At 68.9% G+C, this 16,521-nt stretch carries 17 protein-coding genes; 16 read left to right on the top strand and 1 reads right to left on the bottom strand.

The genetic code is table 11. The features are described from left to right. Nucleotides 1–87: 87 nt before the first annotated feature. The 6 genes from arc to prcA all read left to right on the top strand — a co-directional run bounded on the left by arc (nt 88) and on the right by prcA (nt 6,265). The gene (gene arc / locus ACFYZE_RS24135) at nt 88–1,854 is read left to right on the top strand and encodes a proteasome ATPase (protein ID WP_366025538.1); all 1,767 of its coding nucleotides are present in this window, start codon (nt 88–90) and stop codon (nt 1,852–1,854) included. 234 nt (nt 1,855–2,088) lie between these two features. Then, nucleotides 2,089–3,600 (top strand): depupylase/deamidase Dop, encoded by a 1,512-nt coding sequence (gene dop / locus ACFYZE_RS24140; protein ID WP_388997673.1) that lies wholly within the window; start codon nt 2,089–2,091, stop codon nt 3,598–3,600. A 188-nt stretch (nt 3,601–3,788) separates the two neighbouring features. Further along, on the top strand, nt 3,789–4,007 hold the full coding sequence (locus tag ACFYZE_RS24145) for a ubiquitin-like protein Pup (RefSeq protein ID WP_263229040.1): 219 nt from the start codon (nt 3,789–3,791) through the stop codon (nt 4,005–4,007). A 63-nt stretch (nt 4,008–4,070) separates the two neighbouring features. Next, on the top strand, nt 4,071–4,646 hold the full coding sequence (locus tag ACFYZE_RS24150) for an endonuclease VII domain-containing protein (RefSeq protein WP_388997677.1): 576 nt from the start codon (nt 4,071–4,073) through the stop codon (nt 4,644–4,646). After that, nucleotides 4,598–5,443 (top strand): proteasome subunit beta, encoded by an 846-nt coding sequence (prcB, locus tag ACFYZE_RS24155; RefSeq protein WP_388997680.1) that lies wholly within the window; start codon nt 4,598–4,600, stop codon nt 5,441–5,443. The genes ACFYZE_RS24150 and prcB overlap by 49 nt, the downstream gene beginning before the upstream one ends. Nucleotides 5,444–5,503: 60 nt before the next feature. After that, entirely contained in the window at nt 5,504–6,265 is a 762-nt protein-coding gene (prcA, locus tag ACFYZE_RS24160) for a proteasome subunit alpha (RefSeq protein WP_388997683.1), read from the top strand. A 90-nt stretch (nt 6,266–6,355) separates the two neighbouring features. Here the strand turns inward: prcA and ACFYZE_RS24165 are convergent, their stop codons facing one another. Then, nucleotides 6,356–7,369 (bottom strand): LacI family DNA-binding transcriptional regulator, encoded by a 1,014-nt coding sequence (locus ACFYZE_RS24165; protein WP_388997686.1) that lies wholly within the window; start codon nt 7,367–7,369, stop codon nt 6,356–6,358. Nucleotides 7,370–7,516: 147 nt separating this feature from the next. Between ACFYZE_RS24165 and ACFYZE_RS24170 the strand changes: the two genes are divergently transcribed. From ACFYZE_RS24170 to tatC, 10 genes are all read left to right on the top strand, one after another. Beyond that, nucleotides 7,517–8,776: an MFS transporter gene (locus tag ACFYZE_RS24170; protein WP_388997689.1), complete on the top strand. Its 1,260-nt coding sequence runs from the start codon at nt 7,517–7,519 to the stop codon at nt 8,774–8,776. 9 nt (nt 8,777–8,785) lie between these two features. Beyond that, nucleotides 8,786–10,147, top strand: coding sequence for a Pup--protein ligase (pafA, locus tag ACFYZE_RS24175; RefSeq protein ID WP_019754142.1), 1,362 nt, complete (start codon nt 8,786–8,788; stop codon nt 10,145–10,147). A gap of 222 nt (nt 10,148–10,369) precedes the next feature. Beyond that, nucleotides 10,370–11,374 (top strand): FKBP-type peptidyl-prolyl cis-trans isomerase, encoded by a 1,005-nt coding sequence (locus ACFYZE_RS24180; protein WP_388997692.1) that lies wholly within the window; start codon nt 10,370–10,372, stop codon nt 11,372–11,374. 70 nt (nt 11,375–11,444) lie between these two features. Continuing rightward, entirely contained in the window at nt 11,445–11,816 is a 372-nt protein-coding gene (locus tag ACFYZE_RS24185; RefSeq protein ID WP_388997695.1) for an FKBP-type peptidyl-prolyl cis-trans isomerase, read from the top strand. A gap of 356 nt (nt 11,817–12,172) precedes the next feature. After that, nucleotides 12,173–13,126, top strand: coding sequence for a helix-turn-helix transcriptional regulator (locus tag ACFYZE_RS24190; RefSeq protein ID WP_388997698.1), 954 nt, complete (start codon nt 12,173–12,175; stop codon nt 13,124–13,126). Between the two features lie 16 nt (nt 13,127–13,142). Then, nucleotides 13,143–14,171 carry a helix-turn-helix transcriptional regulator gene (locus ACFYZE_RS24195; RefSeq protein WP_388997701.1) on the top strand — a complete coding sequence of 343 codons (1,029 nt, stop codon included), beginning with the start codon at nt 13,143–13,145 and terminating at the stop codon, nt 14,169–14,171. A 77-nt stretch (nt 14,172–14,248) separates the two neighbouring features. Then, complete coding sequence (locus tag ACFYZE_RS24200) at nt 14,249–14,509, top strand: hypothetical protein (protein ID WP_388997757.1); 261 nt, start codon at nt 14,249–14,251, stop codon at nt 14,507–14,509. Between the two features lie 11 nt (nt 14,510–14,520). Beyond that, complete coding sequence (locus ACFYZE_RS24205; protein WP_388997704.1) at nt 14,521–14,715, top strand: hypothetical protein; 195 nt, start codon at nt 14,521–14,523, stop codon at nt 14,713–14,715. A gap of 354 nt (nt 14,716–15,069) precedes the next feature. Then, nucleotides 15,070–15,351 (top strand): Sec-independent protein translocase subunit TatA, encoded by a 282-nt coding sequence (tatA, locus tag ACFYZE_RS24210; RefSeq protein ID WP_200421327.1) that lies wholly within the window; start codon nt 15,070–15,072, stop codon nt 15,349–15,351. A gap of 47 nt (nt 15,352–15,398) precedes the next feature. After that, nucleotides 15,399–16,349: a twin-arginine translocase subunit TatC gene (gene tatC, locus ACFYZE_RS24215; protein WP_388997707.1), complete on the top strand. Its 951-nt coding sequence runs from the start codon at nt 15,399–15,401 to the stop codon at nt 16,347–16,349. Nucleotides 16,350–16,521 lie beyond the last annotated feature (172 nt).

A 16,521-nucleotide genomic window follows, 5' to 3' on the forward strand; every position in this document is an offset into this window, starting at 1 on the left:
ACAGTCTTTGTGATCTAGGGGTTTCAATCGACACCCACCCAGGTAGGGTCTGGAAGCGTCCAGCTCCCCTTGGAGGAGGTGAGGACCGTGGCAGCCCACGACGACGACATGAACCGCGGCATCCGCCCGGGACGAGGGTCCGACGACCCTGCCGGGCAGATCGCCTACCTTGAGCAGGAGATCGCCGTCCTGCGACGCAAGCTCGCCGACTCTCCGCGACACACGAGGATTCTCGAAGAGCGGATCGTCGAGCTGCAGACCAATCTGGCCGGCGTGTCCGCGCAGAACGAGCGGCTCGCCAACACGCTCCGTGAGGCCCGCGACCAGATCGTGGCCCTCAAGGAGGAAGTCGACCGGCTCGCACAGCCACCGGCCGGCTTCGGTGTCTTCCTGCAGGCGAACGAGGACGGCACCGCCGACATCTTCACCGGAGGCCGCAAGCTCCGCGTGAACGTCAGCCCCAGCGTGGACCTCGACGAGCTCCGTCGCGGCCAGGAACTGATGCTCAACGAAGCGCTCAACGTGGTCGAAGCCATGGAGTTCGAGCGCGTCGGGGACATCGTCACCCTCAAGGAGATCCTCGAGGACGGCGAGCGCGCCCTGGTGCTCGGGCACACCGACGAGGAACGGGTGGTACGGCTCGCCGAGCCGCTGCTGGACGTCACCATCCGCCCCGGCGACGCCCTCCTGCTCGAACCCCGCTCCGGCTACGTCTACGAGGTCGTCCCCAAGAGCGAGGTCGAAGAACTCGTCCTCGAAGAGGTGCCCGACATCGGCTACGAGGCGATCGGCGGCCTCGCCGGCCAGATCGAAGCCATCCGCGACGCGGTCGAGCTCCCGTACCTCTACCCCGACCTCTTCAAGGAGCACGAACTGCGCCCGCCCAAGGGAGTCCTCCTCTACGGACCCCCCGGATGCGGCAAGACCCTCATCGCCAAGGCCGTGGCGAACTCCCTCGCCAAAAAGGTCGCCGAGGTGACCGGCCAAGCCGCCGGCAAGAGCTTCTTCCTCAACATCAAGGGCCCCGAGCTCCTGAACAAGTACGTCGGCGAAACCGAACGACAGATCCGCCTCGTCTTCCAGCGAGCCCGCGAAAAGGCCAGCGAGGGCACCCCCGTCATCGTCTTCTTCGACGAGATGGAATCCCTCTTCCGCACCCGCGGCTCCGGCGTCAGCTCGGACGTGGAGAACACCATCGTCCCCCAGCTCCTCGCCGAGATCGACGGTGTGGAAGGCCTGCAGAACGTCGTGGTCATCGGCGCCTCCAACCGCGAGGACATGATCGACCCCGCCATCCTGCGCCCCGGCCGCCTCGACGTGAAGATCAAGATCGAGCGTCCGGACGCCGAAGCAGCCAAGGACATCTTCGGGAAGTACCTCACCGAAAACCTCCCCCTGCACGCCGACGACGTCAGCGAACACGGAGGCGACAAGGGCGCCACTGTCCAGGCCATGATCCAGACCGCCGTGGAACAGATGTACGCCGAGTCCGACGAGAACCGCTTCCTCGAGGTCACCTACGCCAACGGCGACAAGGAAGTCCTCTACTTCAAGGACTTCAACTCCGGCGCCATGATCGAAAACATTGTCGGCCGCGCCAAGAAGATGGCAATCAAGGACTTCCTCGAACACAACCAGAAAGGCCTCCGCGTCTCCCACCTCCTCCAGGCGTGCGTGGACGAGTTCAAGGAGAACGAGGACCTGCCCAACACCACCAACCCCGACGACTGGGCCCGAATCTCCGGAAAGAAGGGCGAGCGGATCGTCTACATCCGTACCCTCATCACCGGAAAGCAAGGCGCAGACACCGGACGCTCCATCGACACGGTGGCAAACACCGGTCAGTACCTGTAAAAGCAAGGGCGGCTGCGGGTGCCCCCACCGGGTACCCGCAGCCCACTGCTTTTCGGGCCACGGCTGGAGCACAGCAATGACGCAAATGATCTCCCCACCAGCGCAAAGGCGTTCTAGGCTCTTTGTTACCGCCGCGTCGCGCCGTGCGGGGACGGGCACCGCACGCGCACCGGAGCACCAGCGGTATCTGAGCGCCGCCCCCGACCGAGGGCGCCGCCGGGCAAGGAGGGCCGCATGACCGTACGGCGAGTAATGGGCATCGAGACGGAGTACGGCATCTCCGTCCCCGGCCACCCCAACGCCAATGCCATGCTCACCTCGTCCCAGATCGTCAACGCCTACGCGGCAGCGATGCACCGGGCCCGCCGGGCCCGCTGGGACTTCGAGGAAGAAAACCCGCTGCGGGACGCGCGAGGCTTCGACCTCGCCCGCGAGGCCGCCGACGCCAGCCAGCTCACCGACGAGGACATCGGCCTCGCCAACGTCATCCTCACCAACGGCGCACGGCTCTACGTCGACCACGCACACCCCGAATACAGCGCCCCCGAGGTGACCAACCCCCGCGACGCCGTCCTCTGGGACAAAGCCGGCGAACGCATCATGGCAGAAGCCGCAGAACGAGCCGCCCAGCTCCCCGGCGCCCAACCCATCCACCTCTACAAGAACAACACCGACAACAAGGGCGCCAGCTACGGCACGCACGAGAACTACCTGATGAAGCGGGAAACCCCCTTCTCCGACATCGTGCGCCACCTCACCCCCTTCTTCGTCTCCCGCCAGGTCATCGCCGGAGCCGGCCGCGTCGGCATCGGCCAGGACGGCCACGAACACGGCTTCCAGCTCAGCCAGCGCGCCGACTACTTCGAAGTGGAGGTCGGCCTCGAGACGACACTCAAGCGCCCGATCATCAACACCCGGGACGAGCCACACGCGGACGCGGAGAAATACCGCCGCCTGCACGTGATCATCGGCGACGCGAACCTGTCGGAGATCTCCACCTACCTGAAGCTGGGCACCACCGCCCTGGTCCTGTCCATGATCGAGGACGGCTTCATCGCGGTGGACCTGGCGGTCGACCAGCCCGTGCGGACACTGCACCAGGTCTCCCACGATCCAACGCTCAAGCGCCTGATCACCCTGCGCAGCGGCCGGACACTCACCGCGGTCCAGCTCCAGATGGAGTACTACGAGCTCTCTCGCAAGTACGTCGAGGAGCGCTACGGCGCCGACGCGGACGACCAGACCAAGGACGTCCTCGCCCGCTGGGAAGACACCCTCAACCGCCTCGAGCACGATCCGATGAGCCTGGCGGGAGAGTTGGACTGGGTCGCCAAACGAGAGCTCATGGAGGGCTACCGGCGCCGCGACGGCCTCGAGTGGGACGCCGCAAAGCTCCACCTCCTCGACCTCCAGTACGCCGACGTACGCTCCGAGAAGGGCCTGTACAACCGCCTGGCGGCCCGCGGACGCATGAAGCGCCTCCTGGACGAGGCCGACGTCGAACGAGCCCGTACGAAGCCACCTGAGGACACCCGCGCCTACTTCCGCGGCCGCTGCCTCGAGCAGTACGCGGACGACGTCGCGGCCGCCTCCTGGGACTCGGTCATCTTCGACCTCCCCGGACGGGACTCCCTCCAGCGCGTTCCAACCCTGGAACCGCTACGCGGAACGCGTAATCACGTCAAGGAGCTCCTGGACCGCTGCCGCACGGCCGAGGACCTGGTCAGGGTCCTGTCAGGCGGCTGAGGGGTACTCGGACGAGCCCGGCCGCCCGGGGTGTAAATCCCGGCGGCCGGGAATCATCGAGGTGGTCCCCGCACGTTGGAGTAACTGCGGGGCCATTGTCGGACCCGGCTAGTAGGGTCTGATCACCACCGATCGGCAGGAAAGCCGACCTGTCGACCATGTCGGGCTAACTGAGCGGGGTGAGGGTTATGGCGACCAAGGACACCGGCGGCGGCCAGCAGAAGGCCACACGCTCCACCGAGGAGATCGAGGAGCAGGAGCAGGAGGCTCAGGCTTCGGGGGATCTCAAGGAGCGGCACGAGAAGCTGAGCGACGACGTGGACTCCGTCCTGGACGAGATTGACGATGTCCTCGAGGAGAATGCGGAGGACTTCGTTCGTAGTTTCGTTCAGAAGGGTGGCCAGTAGGCCGTTTTTCCTTCGAATCTAAGGTTCGAGGGCTCGGGGGTGTGAGTGGGCGAGGAGCCGACGGTGAAGCGTTGCTCGCGGTGCAAGGAGTCCAAGCCGCGAGCAGCCTTCGCTAGTAACAAGGCGGCCCGCGACGGGCTACAGGCCTACTGCCGGGAGTGCTGGGCGGAGTACCACCAGGCCCGGCAGCTGGCGAAAGGAAGGAACGTCCGGCCGCGGGTGCAGACGCCTGAGGGCCACAAGTTCTGTCGCAGTTGCGGGGAGGTCAAGCCCCACAGCGAGTGGCACCGCAACGCAACGGCTTCCGATGGTCTCTCTACGAGCTGCAAGGCTTGCCGTGCGGCGAAGGGACGTGCGGGCCACCTGAAGCGCCAGTACGGCTTGACTGAAGCCGAGCGTGACGAGATGGTCGCCTCTCATATGGGGCTCTGTGTGATCTGCCTGAAGGCTCCGGCCGTACATGTGGATCACTGCCACAAGACGGGTAAGGTCCGTGGCGTACTGTGCTTCAACTGCAATTCGGCCATCGGCAAGTTGGGTGATGACCCCGACGCCGCCCGTCGGGTTGCCGCCTACTTGGAAGGAAACTCGTGGAAGCCAATTCTCGTGGCGCCGGGCGTCTACCAGCTGCCTTCCTGACGCCTGGCTCGTCGTCCTTCATGGACTTCCTGTCGGAGCACCAGCCCGAGCTGCTGCCCGGCAAGCGGCAGCTGCCGCCCACTCAGGGCGTGATCGAGGCTCCGCACGGCACGACCATCGTGGCCACGACGTTCCCGGGGGGCGTCGTGCTCGCGGGTGACCGCCGGGCGACCATGGGCAATGTGATCGCGCAGCGGGACATCGAGAAGGTGTTCCCGGCGGACGAGTACTCGGCCGTGGGCATCGCCGGCACGGCGGGTCTGGCCGTCGAGATGGTGAAGCTGTTCCAGCTGGAGCTGGAGCACTTCGAGAAGGTCGAGGGCGCGCAGCTGTCCCTGGAGGGCAAGGCGAACCGTCTGTCGACCATGATCCGTTCCAATCTGGGCATGGCCATGCAGGGTCTTGCCGTGGTCCCGCTTTTCGCCGGTTATGACCTGGACCGTGGTAAGGGCCGCATCTTCTCCTACGACGTGACGGGCGGCCGCTCCGAGGAGCACGGCTTCGCGGCCACGGGTTCCGGTTCGATCTTCGCGCGTGGCGCCATGAAGAAGCTCTACCGTGAGGATCTGACCGAGGAGCAGGCCACGACCCTGGTGGTTCAGGCCCTGTACGACGCGGCGGACGACGACTCGGCGACCGGTGGTCCCGATGTCGCTCGCCGGATTTACCCGATCGTCACCGTGATCACCGAGGACGGTTTCCGCCGGCTCGGCGACGACGAGTCGTCCGAGATCGCCCGCTCGATCCTTGAGCGGCGTCTGGAGCAGCCCGACGGTCCGCGGGCCGCGCTGCTCTGACGGCGGGACCGGTTGTTGTCAGGTGATCGTGTGACTTCGACAGAAAGGGACGGATAACCGGTGTCGACGCCGTTCTATGTCTCCCCCCAGCAGGCCATGGCCGACCGGGCGGAGTACGCCCGCAAGGGCATCGCGCGCGGCCGCAGTCTGGTCGTGATGCAGTACGCCGACGGCATCGTGTTCGTCGGTGAGAACCCGTCCCGTGCGCTGCACAAGTTCAGTGAGATCTACGACCGGATCGGTTTCGCGGCCGCCGGCAAGTACAACGAGTACGAGAATCTCCGCATCGGTGGGGTCCGTTACGCCGACCTGCGGGGTTACACCTATGACCGTGACGATGTGACCGCCCGTGGTCTGGCGAACGTGTACGCGCAGACGCTGGGCACGATCTTCTCGAGTGCGGCGGAGAAGCCGTACGAGGTCGAGCTGGTGGTCGCCGAGGTGGGGGAGACCCCGGAGGGTGATCAGATCTACCGTCTGCCGCATGACGGGTCGATCGTGGATGAGCACGGTTCGGTGGCGGTCGGTGGCAACGCCGAGCAGATCAGCAGTTTTCTCGATCAGCGTCATCGTGACGGGATGACGTTGGCGGAGGCGTTGAAGCTGGCCGTTCAGGCGCTGTCGCGGGACACGAACGGCAGTGAGCGGGAGATTCCGGCGGAGCGTCTGGAGGTCGCGGTGCTGGACCGTACGCGGCCGCAGAAGCGCAAGTTCAGGCGGATCACCGGTCGTCAGTTGTCGCGTCTGTTGCAGGCGGACGGTGCGTCGACGGCGGCGGAGGCGGAGGCCGACGCGGACGCCGACGCCGAGTCGGAGGAGTAGGTCGTCTGCCTCGTACGGCCGTATGACGCTGCGCGCCCCGCCCGGTTCCGGGTCGGGGCGCGCAGCGTTGTCTCCCGGGTCGCTCCCGGGTCACTGGCGCGGTGGTGCTGTGGAGCCCCGTACGACGAGTTCCACGGGGATGTCGCCCTGTTGGGGTGTGCGGCCTTCCAGGACCGCCAGCAGGGCCTGCATGCCGCGTTCTCCGAACAGTTCGGCGTCCAGTCGTACGGTCGTCAGTTCGGGGTCGATGGCGGTGGCGAGGGCGAGGTCGTCGAGGCCGGTGACGGAGAGGTCGTCGGGGATGCGCAGGCCGAGGCGGCGGGCGGCTTTGTAGGCGCCGGCGGCGAGTTTGTCGTCGTCGCAGACGAGGGCGGTGGGGCGGGGGCCGGGTGCGGCGAGGGCGGTTTCGGCGGCGGTGAGGGCGCCTTCGATGGAGATGGGGGCGTGGGCGGTGCGGAGGGTGGTGCCGGGTGTGGTGCCGACGCGTGCCGCGAGTTCCCGGGCGCGTACACGGAAGGTCCAGGAGGGGACGTCGGCGGCGAGGTGGAGGAAGTCCCGGTGGCCCAGGCCGAGGAGGTGTTCGGCTACTTGGCGTACGCCGTCGGTGATGTCGAGGTTGACGGTTGCGGCGCCGGGGCTGCCGTCGGGGTCGCTGTCGAGCATGACGAGGGGGAGTTGGTCGCCGTGGATGGCGCTGAGGGCGTCGGCGGCCATGGAGGAGGCGATGACGCCGTCGAGGGCGGCTTGTGCGGAGTGGAAGGGGTCTCTGGCGGGGCCGACGCCTTCGGGTGAGGGGTAGAGGACGACGCCGAAGCCGTGGTCGGCGGCGATGCGGGCGGCGCCGGTGTAGACGCCGGCGAAGAATTCGGTGGTGAGGGCGGGTACCACCAGCAGGACTGTGCGGGTGCGGCCGAGGCGGAGGTTGCGTGCCGCGAGGTTGGGCCGGTAGCCCAGTTCCCGGGCTGCCTCGCGGACTCGCTGGGCGACGGGTTCGGAGACGCGTCCGCGCCATTTGTCGCCGAGGACGAGGGAGACGGCTGCCTGGGAGACGCCGGCGGCCTGGGCGACATCGCGGCTGGTGGGTCGCGTGTTACCGGGTGGCACGGTGGGCGTGCTCCTTCGTGCGGGCTGGTGGGGCGCCGTGTGGACGGCCGGTCAGCGCTCATGGTACGTATGGCAGGCGAGGTTATACGTAAAACTTCACCGTCGCGGGTACGGAGAAGCGGGGTGGGGCCGGGAGAAGGGACGCGCATGGCCGCGGGGTACGTGGAGATCCTCAGGGCGAGGCATGCGGCCCGCCTGCTGGTGGGGACGCTGGTGGGCCGGTTGCCGAACGCGGTGGCCGCGATCGCGGTGGTGCTGTTCGTGCGGGCCGAGGGCGGCACGTACAGCCTCGCGGGGGCGCTCGCCGCGGTGTACGGGGTGGCCAACGCCGTGGGGCAGCCGGTGCTGGGGCGGCTGGTCGATCTGCACGGGCAGCCGCGGGTGCAGCTTCCGGCGGCGGTGGTGTCCGCCGCCGCCATGACGGTGCTCGCGCTGACGGGTCTGGAGCCGATCGCCGGGGCGTATGCGGCGATGGTGGTCGCGGGACTGTTCACGCCGCCGCTGGAGGGCGGTCTGCGGGCGCTGTGGCCGGCGGTGCTGCGCCGGGAGGAGCAGGTGCACACGGCGTATGCGATGGACGCGGTGGCTCAGGAGGTGATGTTCACCGTCGGCCCGCTGCTGCTGACTCTGTGTGCGGCCCTGTGGTCCGCGCGGGTCGCACTCGTGGTGCTCAACGCCGTGGGCGTGCTGGGCGCGCTCTCCGTGGTGCTCTCGCCGCCGTCGCGTGCGTGGCGGTCGGCGCCGCGTGAGGCGCACTGGCTGGGGGCGTTGCGCTCGCGGGGGTTGCTGGTGCTGCTCGGTGCGTTCCTGTTCGTGGGGATGGCGCTGGGTTCGATCACGGTCGCGGCCGTGTCGTACGCCGATGGTCACGGCGGTGACGGGGTGTACGGCTGGCTGATGGCGGCGATCGGGTTGGGTGCTCTGGTCGGGGGCTCGGGGTACGGGGCGCGGCGGTGGCCGGGTGCGCCGGAGCGGCGGCTGCGTGTGCTGGTCGGGCTGTTGGCGCTGTGTTATCTGCCGTTGATGCTGATGCCGGGTGTGGTGGCGATGGTGGTGCTGGCCGCGGTGGCGGGGGTGTTCCTGGCGCCGTGCATCGCGTGTGCGTTCGTGCTGGTGGACCGGCATGCGCCGGGCGGTACGGTGACGGAGGCGTTCTCGTGGCTCGTGACGACGTTCACGGTGGGTGCGTCGGTCGGGACGGGCGTTGCGGGGCCGGTGGTGCAGGCGGGTGGCGCCCTGTGGGGTTTCGCGGTGCCGGGGGCCGCGGGGGCCGTGTCGCTGCTGGTCCTGGTGGTCGCGGGGCGGGTCCTCGCAGCTCCCGCCGGGGGCGGGGTGGTTGCGGGTTCACCGGAAAATGATCCAAACCGTGCTGTCGAACCCCGTTTCAGCTCGGGGGATCGGGCGTAATGTTCAGTCATGGACCGCCGCATTTTCGGGCTGGAGAACGAGTACGGCGTCACGTGCACGTTCAGGGGACAGCGCCGTCTGTCGCCTGACGAGGTGGCGCGGTACCTCTTCCGCCGTGTCGTGTCATGGGGCCGCAGCAGCAATGTGTTTCTGCGCAACGGGGCCCGTCTCTATCTCGACGTGGGCTCGCATCCGGAATACGCGACACCCGAATGTGACAACGTGATCGAACTGGTCACCCACGACAAGGCCGGCGAGCGCATTCTGGAAGGGCTGCTGGTCGACGCCGAACGCCGCCTGCACGAGGAGGGAATCGCGGGCGACGTCTATCTCTTCAAGAACAACACGGACTCGGCGGGCAACTCCTACGGTTGTCACGAGAACTACCTGGTGGCGCGGCACGGGGAGTTCTCGCGGCTCGCGGACATCCTGATTCCGTTCCTGGTCACCAGGCAGTTGCTCTGCGGTGCCGGCAAGGTGCTGCAGACCCCGCGCGGGGCGGTGTACTGCGTGAGCCAGCGGGCCGAGCACATCTGGGAGGGTGTCAGCTCGGCGACGACCCGTTCCCGGCCGATCATCAACACGCGCGACGAGCCGCACGCGGACGCGGAGCGTTACCGGCGTCTGCACGTCATCGTCGGCGATTCGAACATGTCCGAGACGACGATGCTGCTGAAGGTCGGCGCGACCGATCTGGTGCTGCGCATGATCGAGGCGGGGACGGTGATGCGTGACCTGACCCTGGAGAACCCGATCCGGGCGATCCGCGAGGTCAGCCATGACATCACGGGCCGCCGCAAGGTGCGCCTGGCGAGCGGCCGGGAGGCGTCGGCGCTGGAGGTGCAGCGGGAGTACTACGAGAAGGCCGTGGACTTCTGCGAGCGCCGGGGTATCCGGACGGGCACGGTCGAGCAGGTGCTGGAGCTGTGGGGCCGTACGCTGGACGCGATCGAGTCGGAGGACCTCGACCGGATCGGTACCGAGATCGACTGGGTGATGAAGTACAAGCTCATCGAACGGTACCGGGCCAAGCACAACATGACGATGTCGCATCCGCGGGTGGCGCAGATAGACCTCGCCTACCACGACATCCACCGTCGTCGTGGCCTGTACTACCTTCTGGAGAAGAAGGGCCAAGCCGCCCGGATCTGCAACGACTTGAAGATCTTCGAGGGCAAGTCGGTTCCGCCGCAGACCACTCGCGCGCGGCTGCGCGGTGACTTCATCCGGCGGGCGCAGGAACAGCGCCGTGATTTCACGGTCGACTGGGTGCATCTGAAGCTCAACGACCAGGCGCAGCGAACGGTGTTGTGCAAGGACCCGTTCCGTTCGGTGGACGACCGGGTGGAGAAGCTGATCGCCGGAATGTGAGACCGGAATCCGGGATGCGCGTTCCGCGTGTGTCACCGGAACGCCACACGGGCGCCGTATGTTTGCCGTACGGCGCCCTTCTCACGCCGGCAGTGCCGTTCCGGGGGACAACCCCCGGACCTCCGGCCGAAACTGAGGCGGGCCGGAACCCGGATCGGCACCCAAACGTCAGTAAGGTAGCGCGCACGCCATCCATCAAGATCGACCGATTGAGGCCCCATCGTGCGCCGACGCTCTCTTCTTCTCGCCGCTGTGCCCGCCGGGCTGGTGACCGTCTCCGGATGCGGTGACGACAAGTCCGGCAAGGGTGCGAGCGGTACCAGTTCGTCCCCCGCGCCCTCGGCGACGTCGGCCGCCCCGCCGCCGAAGATCGTCGAGGGGCCCTTGCCGGCCATCACCGCCGGCACCGGGTTCGACCAGAAGCCGACCGTGGCCAAGGGGCCCGGCTCCCCGTCGAAGGACCTGGCCGTGAAGACGGTGATCGCGGGCGGTGGGCAGACGGTCGCGGAGAACGACTACGTCCAGGCCAACTACCTGGGCCAGATCTGGGACACGGCCAAGGTCTTCGACAACTCCTACGACCGCAAGACGCCGCTGGTGATCCAGCTCGCCGAGGGCGGCATCATCGACGGCTGGCGGTATGCGCTGGCGGGGAAGAAGGTCGGCAGCCGGGTGCTGATGGCCGTGCCCCCGACCTGGGGTTACGGTACGCAGGGCAACCCGCAGGCGGGCATCAAGGGCACCGACACGCTGGTGTTCGTGGTGGACTTGCAGAACACGTTCAACGCGAAGAGCTCCGCCAAGGGCAAGGCGGTGGCGCAGAGCGACTCCGACCTGCCGAAGGTGGGCACGAACACCGACGGCAAGGCGCCGTCCATCGACGTGCCGAAGGTGAAGCCGCCGACGGGGCTGGTCGCGAAGTACGTCATCGAGGGCGACGGCGACGAGGTCAAGGCGGACAACACCGTTCTCGTGCAGTACAAGGGCGTGCTGTGGGACACCGGCAGGGAGTTCGACTCCACGTACGGCCGTGGCCAGCTTGCGTCGTTCTCGCTCCAGCAGGTCGTCAAGGGCTGGGCGCAGGGGCTGACCGGGAAGAAGGTGGGCAGCCGCGTGCTCGTCGTCATCCCGCCGAAGCTGGGCTACGGGGACAACCCGCCGAGCGGCAGCAGCATCAAGAAGGATTCCACGCTGGTGTTCGTGGTCGACATCCTGGCGAAGATGTAAGCCCTGCGGGGATGTGAGAGTGTCGGTGGTGCCGCAATGGCCTCAACACGAAACAGCAGGAGCTTTTGACGTGAGCATCGAGAAGCCCGAGATCGACTTCCCGGGTGGCGAGCCCCCGGCCGACCTCGAGATCAAGGACATCTGGGAGGGTGACGGGCCGGAGGCCAAGGCGGGCGACACCGTCTCCGTCCACTACGTGGGCGTGGCCTTCTCCACCGGTGAGGAGTTCGACGCGTCCTGGAACCGCGGTACGCCGCTGAGGTTCCAGCTGGGCGTCGGCCAGGTCATCAAGGGCTGGGACCAGGGCGTCCAGGGCATGAAGGTCGGCGGCCGCCGCCAGCTGACGATTCCCCCGCACCTGGCGTACGGCGACCGTGGCGCGGGCGCCCGGATCAAGCCGGGCGAGACGCTGATCTTCGTCTGCGACCTGGTCGCGGTCTGACCGAGGCACCAGCCATCGACCGCCGCCGGGCCGGAGCCCGGCGGCGGAACGCCTGTCGGCCACCGGGGCCGTCCGGCAGCCGCTGTGCGGGGCCGCGGAAGCGGACACCCGGCGGCTGCGCGGGTGATCCGGCCGCCGAGCCGCCTCCTGCGGGGGGTGCTTCGCGGAGCGTTTTCGGCAGCTACCGGGCGTCCGAGGCCGGGCCGCCTCGGACGACGCGGGCGGCCGGCTGGAGGCGACCGGAAACGATCAGTTGGGTCCATGCCTGCGCGGGCATGGGCCCTCGGCTTTTGCCGGGGTGCTTGCGGGCGGTACGGTCGTCCGTCGTAAGCACCATGGGGAGGCGAAGGGCGTCGATGGCCATTGCCAAGGCCGAGCGGCTGATGAATCTGGCGCTGTGTCTGCTCGGGACGCGCCGGCCGCTCAGCAAGCGTGAGCTGCGCGAGTCCATCGAGGCGTATCTGGAAGCCGGGTCCGACGACTCTTTCAACCGCATGTTCGAGCGGGACAAGGATGACCTGCGTGAGCTCGGACTCGTGATCGAGACCGTGGAGAACCTCGAGGGCGAGGTCGGCTATCTGGCCCGCCGCGACAGCAACCGCCTTCCGCCCATCACGCTCGACGCCGAGGAGGCCGCCGCGCTCGGCCTGGCCGCCAAGGTGTGGCAGCAGGCCCGGCTCGCCGGGGCAGCGAGCGGCGCCCTGCAGAAGCTGCGCGCCGCCGGCCTGCCCGAGGACGTCGACCCGTACGAGGCCCACGGCGCCCTGGAACCCCGCATCCCCGTGCACGAGGCCGCGTTCGAGCCGCTGATGCTGGCCTGCCGGGACCGCCGCCCCGTCGTCTTCGACTACCGCAAGGCCACAGCCGCCCACCCCGAGCAGCGCCATGTCGAACCCTGGGCGCTGGAGTGCTGGCGCGGCCACTGGTACCTGGCGGGCTGGGACCGCGACCGGGGCGCCGAGCGCGTCTTCCGGCTCTCGAGGATCACCGGCAAGGTGCGCAGCCGCGGCGGCGCCTTCACCGCCCCGGTGCCCGACGTGGTCACCGTCCGTGAGACCGTGGCGAGCTGGGCGGGGGAGACCGCCGACCGTTCGGCGCGGATCCGGCTGCGCAGGGACGCGGGGTACCCCCTTCGGGCGAAGGCCACCTCCGTGCGGGAACTCGGCGACGGCTGGGACGAGTTGGAGATTCCGTACGGGCACGGCCTCGACGCCTGGCTGGTGGAGTTCGGGCCCGACGTGGTGGTCCTGGAGCCGGCGGAGCTGAGGGCCGACGTGGTCGACCGGCTGCGTGCCGTGGCCAAGGGCTGAGGGGGGAGGTACGACCGTGGCAGGCAAACCGGCCAGGCCGGCGAACGCCATCGACCAGACCCGGCGGATGCTGTCCCTGGTGACGTATCTGCGGGAGCGCCCCGGCGCGCGTGTCGAGGACGTCGCCCGGGCGTTCGGGATCACCGAGGAGGAGCTGGCCTCGGACCTCGACGTGCTGCCCATGTGCGGCACCAGCTTCCGCGGCGGCGACCTCCTCGACATCGACACCGACGGCGAGCGCATCTGGTGGCACAACCCGGCCGCTCTCGGCGCGGAGGCGGCCGAGCCCCTGCGGCTGGCGGCGGACGAGGCGACCGCGCTGCTGGTGGCCGCGCGGGCCGTGGCCACCCTGCCGGGACTGCGCGAGAGCGACCGGCAGGCGCTGCTGCGCGCCACCGCCAAGGTGGAGGCCGCCGCCGGCGAGGCCGCGGGAGCCAGCTCCCGGCTGTCGGTGACGTTCGAGTCCGAGGGCGGTGTCTTCGCCGACGTCGACCGGGCCATCTCCGAGCGCCGGCGCCTGTGGATCCGCTACTACTCGCCGGCCCGCGACGAGGTCACCGAGCGGGAGATCGACCCGATCCGCCTGGTCAGCGTCGGCCACACGTATGTGGAGGCGTGGTGCCGCCGCTCCGAGGCGCGCCGCACCTTCCGGCTCGACCGGGTCGCCGAGATCAAGATCCTCGACGAGCCGTCGGCGCCCCCGGAGGTCGAGCTGCGGGACCTGTCCGAGGGGCTGGTCCAGCCCGCCGCCGAGGACCCCGAGGTGGTCGTCGAGGCCGGACCGGGCGGCCGCTGGGTCGCCGAGTACTACCCGCACGACAGCGCGGATGAGCTGCCGGACGGCGGGCTGCGTATCACCTTGCGGACCCCCGACCCGGCGTCGCTCAGACGGCTGGCGCTGCGGCTCGGACGGGACGGCCGGATCGTGTCACCGCAGGACCTCGCGGACAGCGCCCGCCGGGCGGCCCGCGAGGCGCTCGCGGCGTACGACGGGCCGGATCCGGTTCAGGACGGGCTGTACGACAGGCAGGAGCAGCAGCTGTGAGCAGGTCGGCGATGTCTGGTGCGTCGGAGCAGTCGGAGGCGTCGGCCGGTGCGCCGCAGGGGCCGGGGGCCGCGGAGATGTCGGTGCGGACGGCGTTCGCCGGGATGAGGCGGGTGGCCGACGTGGTGTTCCGGGCCGGCTGCCCGGACTGCCGGGCCCGTTTCGAGCTGGGGGCCGGCGCCCTGCGGCTGGCCATCGGCGCCACCAGCAAGACCACGTTCTACTCCTTCACGTGCCCCGAGTGCGGCGCGTCCGTCCGCAAGCCGGCCGGGGACCGCATCGTCGAACTGCTCACCGGCGGCGGGGTGCGGACCCTGCGGCTGCACTCGACCCTCTAGGCTCTTACGTCATGTTCTGGCCGATGCTCGCGATCGTCCTGGGGTTCCTGGGGCTCGCCGTTCTGGGTGTGTTCGCCGTCCGGGTCTTCCTGGAGGCCCAGCGCCTCGGGCGGCAGGTCGCCGACTCGGCGCGCCGGATCAACCGCGCCGCGGAGGACCTGGAGCGTGCGGCCGTGGGCGCGGCCCGGGCCGCGGACCGGATATGAAATCCGCTGTGGCCCGGCAATCCCGCCGTGGCTCGGCAATCCGCCGCACGCCGGTACTCGGGCGCATGCCCTTCTCCGCTACAGCCGTACCCGCGACGGTAATCCGTGGATCCGGTAAGAGGGGTCGCAAGAGGCGCAATGAGGCACTTCGCCCTGTCTACTTGCCACCGCCTACAGGTACGCTGCTGGTCGCGGCCCGGAGAACGAGGCGCGGTCCGCAGACCGGGAGTACGCACAGGGATTGCCTCACGTTCACCCCTGAGCGTTACGATCGCTGCACGGTTGTCGGACATTTGTCCGACTGACCGAACAGCACCCCCACCCAATGCCGCCTCGGTGAGAAGGTAAAGACTTATGTTCGGAAGGCTCGGAGCCCCCGAGATCATTCTCATCCTCGTCGTCATCATCCTGCTGTTCGGCGCGAAGAAGCTTCCGGACATGGCGCGCTCCCTCGGCAAGTCCGCACGCATCCTGAAGAGCGAGGCCAAGGCGATGAAGGAGGAGGGCAAGTCCTCGGCGCCGGCCGGCCCGCCGAACGACGAGCAGCCCCCGGCCCAGCGCACCATCCAGGCGGCTCCCGGCGACGTGACCAGCGCCCGCCCGGTCAACGAGCCGACGGACACGACCCAGCGCTGACGGGAGGACCGGAGCTCCCGGTCCACTGCACGAGATGAGGATGTGGGTTGCTCAAGTCTGCCCGCAAACAGGAGAAGGACCCCGAGGGGCGGATGCCCCTAGCGGAGCACCTGCGTGAACTGCGCAACCGGCTCGCCAAGGCCATGCTGGCCATCATCGTGGTCACGGTCGTCGCCGCCTTCTTCTACAACGACATCATCAACTTCCTCACCAAGCCGATCCTCGACTCGGTCGGGTGCGGGAAGAGCTTCGAGGAGCTGGCGAGGTCCTCGAGCCACAACCAGCAGTGTGCGCGGATCACGATCAACGGTCTGCTCGCGCCCTTCACCCTGGCCCTGCAGGTCTCCCTGATGGCCGGCGTGGTGTTCGCCTCGCCGGTCTGGCTCTACCAGCTGTGGGCGTTCGTCGCGCCGGGTCTGCACCGGCACGAGAAGAAGTACGCCTACGGGTTCGTCGGCACCGGAGTCCCGCTCTTCCTCGGCGGCGGGTTCTTCGCCTACAAGGTGCTGCCCACCACCGCGAAGGTGCTGATCGACTTCACGCCGTCCGGCGTCGACAACCTGCTGCCGCTGGACGACCTGCTGCAGCTCGTCACGCGCATGGTGGTCGTCTTCGGGCTGTCCTTCGAGCTGCCCCTGCTGCTGATCATGCTCAATCTCACCGGGGTGCTCAGCGGCACGCGCATGCTCGGCTGGTGGCGCGGCATGATCCTGGGCATCACGGTCTTCGCGGCCGTGGCCACCCCCAGCACCGACCCCCTCTCCATGCTGGCGCTGGCCGGGCCGATCTGGGTGCTGTACTTCGGCGCGGTCGCCTTCTCGCTGCTCAACGACCGGCGCAAGCGGCGGCGTGAGGCCGAGGGACCCGCCGACGACGAGGCCTCCGAACTGGATCTCACGCCCGAGGACATCGGCGAGGTCGAGAGCGTCACCGCGAGCCGGGCACTGCCCCAGGCGCCGAGCACGGACCGGGTCAACGGATATGACGACGTGACGTGACCGCGCGGAAGCGGCATGTGAGGTGCTGACCGACGGCCGTGGGGGGCCCCCCCCCCCCCCCGGGGGGGCCCCCCCCCCCGCGCCCCCCCCCCCGCGGGCCGGGTGCGCCAAAATTAGGTGCGGGGGGTATGGGGGCGCCCGACGCGCCCAAACACCACGCCCCCGGTCCCCA

It is taken from the genome of Streptomyces sp. NPDC001796 (assembly GCF_042892355.1).
Classification (GTDB): Bacteria; Actinomycetota; Actinomycetes; order Streptomycetales; family Streptomycetaceae; genus Streptomyces.